The 3387-nt window shown below is 60.1% G+C and carries 3 protein-coding genes; all 3 read left to right on the plus strand.

The genetic code is table 11. The features are described from left to right. Positions 1-1855, plus strand: a 1855-nt coding sequence (locus IGS51_RS09105; RefSeq protein WP_297078111.1) for a CHAT domain-containing protein, incomplete at its 5' end; no start/stop codon positions are given. A 204-nt stretch (positions 1856-2059) separates the two neighbouring features. Beyond that, on the plus strand, positions 2060-3037 hold the full coding sequence (locus tag IGS51_RS09110; RefSeq protein ID WP_297078112.1) for a trypsin-like peptidase domain-containing protein: 978 nt from the start codon (positions 2060-2062) through the stop codon (positions 3035-3037). A 145-nt stretch (positions 3038-3182) separates the two neighbouring features. Beyond that, positions 3183-3387: hypothetical protein (locus tag IGS51_RS09115; RefSeq protein WP_297078113.1), on the plus strand; the 205-nt coding region annotated here is incomplete at its 3' end.

The following is a 3387-nucleotide window of genomic DNA, read 5'->3' on the forward strand; positions in this document are numbered from 1 at the left end:
CCTGAGGGACTATCGCCGCGCCATTGAGTTCTATGAGCAAGCCTTAGCGATCTTCAGCGCCGGGGGCAACCGGGCCGAAGAGGGCATTTCCCTCAGCAACATTGGCCGTCTGCTCAACGCCCAAAACAAGCCCGAACTGGCCATCACCTTCCTCAAAGCCAGCGTCAACGTGCGCGAATCCATTCGTGGCGACATTCGCGGCCTGGATACGGCGTTGCAACAATCCTTCACCGACACTGTGGCCAACGACTACCGCCTGCTGGCCGACCTGCTGCTTTCCCAAGGGCGACTGCTAGAAGCCGAGCAAGTCCTAGAACTGCTGAAAATCCAGGAAATCCGCGAATACACCCGCGGCACCGTCCAAGACCCCAACACGCGCCAAGTCAGCCTCAGCCCGCTGGAAGCCGAAATCTTGAAAGAACACGACAGCCTCATCGCCTTTGGTCAGCAGGTGGCAGCCTGCCAGCAAGACCCAGCCTGTCGGCAAAGCGACCGCTGGGAGACCTTGCAAACGCAGCGGCGACATCTCACCGCCGAGTTTGACCAGCGCGTGGCGGCCTTTGCCGCAGAGGTGCGGCGGCGCATCGCCAGCGGCGACCCAATCGTAGACCTCGACCAGCTCACCAGCATCGGGCAGGATATCGTCAACGCCCGTCCCGGAACGGTGCTGCTCTATCCGGTGGTGCTGGAGGATAAGCTGTGGCTTTTGTGGGTGACGGCGGCGGGCGTGCCCAACTCTATCGAGGTGCAGGGCGTGGGCAAGCGCCAAATCGATGCCGCCGTGCTGGAGTTTCGCCAGCTCATGCGCGACTGCGAAGCCACGTCTTGCCGCACCGAAGCCGATATTCAGAAGCTTCAAGCCGTGTCGCAACGGCTCTACAACTGGCTATTTCCCGACCTGCTAGCGGCAGAACTGGCAAACAGCGGCACCCAACATCTCGTCTTCGCCCTCGACCAGTCGCTGCGCTACGTGCCCACGGCGGCGCTGTTCGATGGCAAGCAATACCTGATTGAGCGCTACACGGTGTCTACGGTAAATGGCGCAAGCCTCACCAACCGCGATCGCCCCTTGTCTGGCCATCCTGCCAACACCTCCGTGCTGGCGCTGGGGCTATCGGAACCCGTGCCCGCTAACCCAGCCGTAGGGATGCCTGGATTTGATCCGCTGGATCACGTCCCCGACGAACTCAACCGCATCGTCAAGGCGCAATCGGCGGGGCGGGAACAGGGCATCTATCGGGGACGGCAGCGGCTAAACCAGCAGTTCACCGAAGCGTCGATTTTGGAGTCCCCCGGTCACCAGATTTTGCACATCGCCACCCACGGCAAGTTTGACCCGGCAAGCCTGTATGCCTCCTTTTTGGTGTTGGGCAACAAGCAGCCCTGGCGCATTGCCGATATCCGCCTAGAGCGCCAGCTCTTCGCCGACATTAGCCTAGTGGTGCTGTCGGCCTGCGAAACCGGGCTGGGGCAAGACGACTGGGCCAGCTTTCATGCCGATGGCGGCAAGGAACTGCCCGATGGACGGGAGGTGTCGAGCATTGCCCAGGCGTTTATCAATGCCGGAGCGAATACGGTGATTGCGTCGCTGTGGCAGGTGAATGACGGCGCAACCAGCGAACTCATGCAGGAGTTCTACAAGACGCTAGCACAGGGCACAGAACAGGAACCAATGGCGATCGCCCAGGCCATGCAGCAAGCCCAACTGCAAATGCTCCGCAGCGGCACTACCCACCATGCCTCTGGTGGTTCCAGCACTGCGCCAATCGTGCCCCTAGAAGGCATCAGCGTAGACACCCGCTTCGCCCATCCCTACTACTGGTCAGCATTCGTAATCATCGGCAACGGACTGTAAAGATTTTAGATTTTCGTTCTTCGTTCTTCCTTCTTCGTTCTTCCTTCTTCGTTCTTCCTTCTTCCCTCTTCCCTCTGCATACCTCCTGATCTTGCGAAACTAGGTAGGCGTGAAGGGCGATCGCGCCCGACCCGATCCCCTTAAATTCCCCTTATCAAGGGGGACTGCCGAGCCAGTTAGTTCTAACTATCGACACACTACATCATGAAAACTGCTTCCCGCCCCCTGCTTGCCCTCACCAGCCTCGCCTGCACCCTGCTGGCGGCAACCATCCTCTCGGCCCGCGCCCAAACGGTCACCCCTGAGCCAGTCCAAACCGCGCAAGCCCAGACCGAGCGCACCAATCGCAACTTGGCTCAAAAGGTGGCTGATTTTGGTCTAGTGCCCAACCCCCAGCCCTTGATTCCGCAGGGATTGCGCCGGTCTGCAAACCCTAGTGAGGATGGTCGAGGGGTCATTGGTCGAGACGATCGCCGTCGCATGACCAGTCGGGCCTATCCCTGGTCGGCCATTGGTCGGCTGCAAAGCCCCGTTGGTCAGAACCAGGTGTCCATCTGCACAGGCAGCTTGATTGCACCAGACGTGGTGCTGACGAATGCCCATTGCGTTGTGGATGAGCGCACCAACCAGGTGAGGCAAAACATCACCTTTGCCCCCAATCTGATCGACGGAGCAGTGGTTCGCCGTGAGGATGTGGCGCAGGTGGTGGACGTGATCTATGGCACGGATTTCCGCGACGGCAACGCCGCACCCCACCCCAACGACTGGGCCTTTGCCAAGCTCGATCGCCCGATTGGAACGATCTACGGCACCCTCGCCTGGACTTCGCTGCCGCTGAGCCAGCTTGTGAATAGACCCTACAGCGGACAACTGACCCTGGCAGGCTATTCGGGTGACTTTCCTGCGGATAATCCTGGCCGCACTGCGGGGGTGCATGTAGGATGCAGCATCCTGGGCGAGGTGGAAGGCAACATCATTCACGACTGCGACACCACGGGCGGTTCCTCTGGGGGGCCGATTTTGGCTCAGATTAATGGCGAGTTTCGCATCGTGGCGCTGAATTCTGCCGAATTCACTCGCACCTATGAAGATGGCCCCGGTCAGCGTGTCCGTGAGGGCGTGGTGAACTACGGGGTTAAAATTGACCCGATTGTGGCCTTTATCCGCCAGTTTGCACGATAGCTCAGGCGGGTTGGGGGGCGATCGCCCGACTGCATTTTGGAGTTCAGATGGGCGATTTTGGATGATTGAAGATGATTGAGATAGACGATTTTTCGAGGGCGATCGCCACTTTTTCCGCACTGATTGAAATCTTAGGCCAGCCAAGATGAACAGCTCACCTCTCACTCACAAACTCTCAAGACGCTCGCTCCTCCTGGGTAGCGCGGCCCTGGGCGCGGCCTACAGCGTGTCTCGCGGGGCGATCGCCCAACCCGCCGCCGCAGTAGACACCCAGCGGCGATCGCTCCAGGGCGTTCGTGATCGCGGTCTACGATGCCCGCACTCCTGCTCCCCCAGCGCTCCAAACCGCC

Source organism: Thermoleptolyngbya sp. M55_K2018_002 (assembly GCF_015295965.1).
Classification (GTDB): Bacteria; Cyanobacteriota; Cyanobacteriia; order Elainellales; family Elainellaceae; genus Thermoleptolyngbya; species Thermoleptolyngbya sichuanensis.

What these genes read in the sequence shown, in the direction of transcription:
- IGS51_RS09110 (WP_297078112.1), top strand. Translation starts at nt 2,060, where the DNA reads ATGAAAACTGCTTCCCGCCCCCTGCTTGCCCTCACCAGCCTCGCCTGC.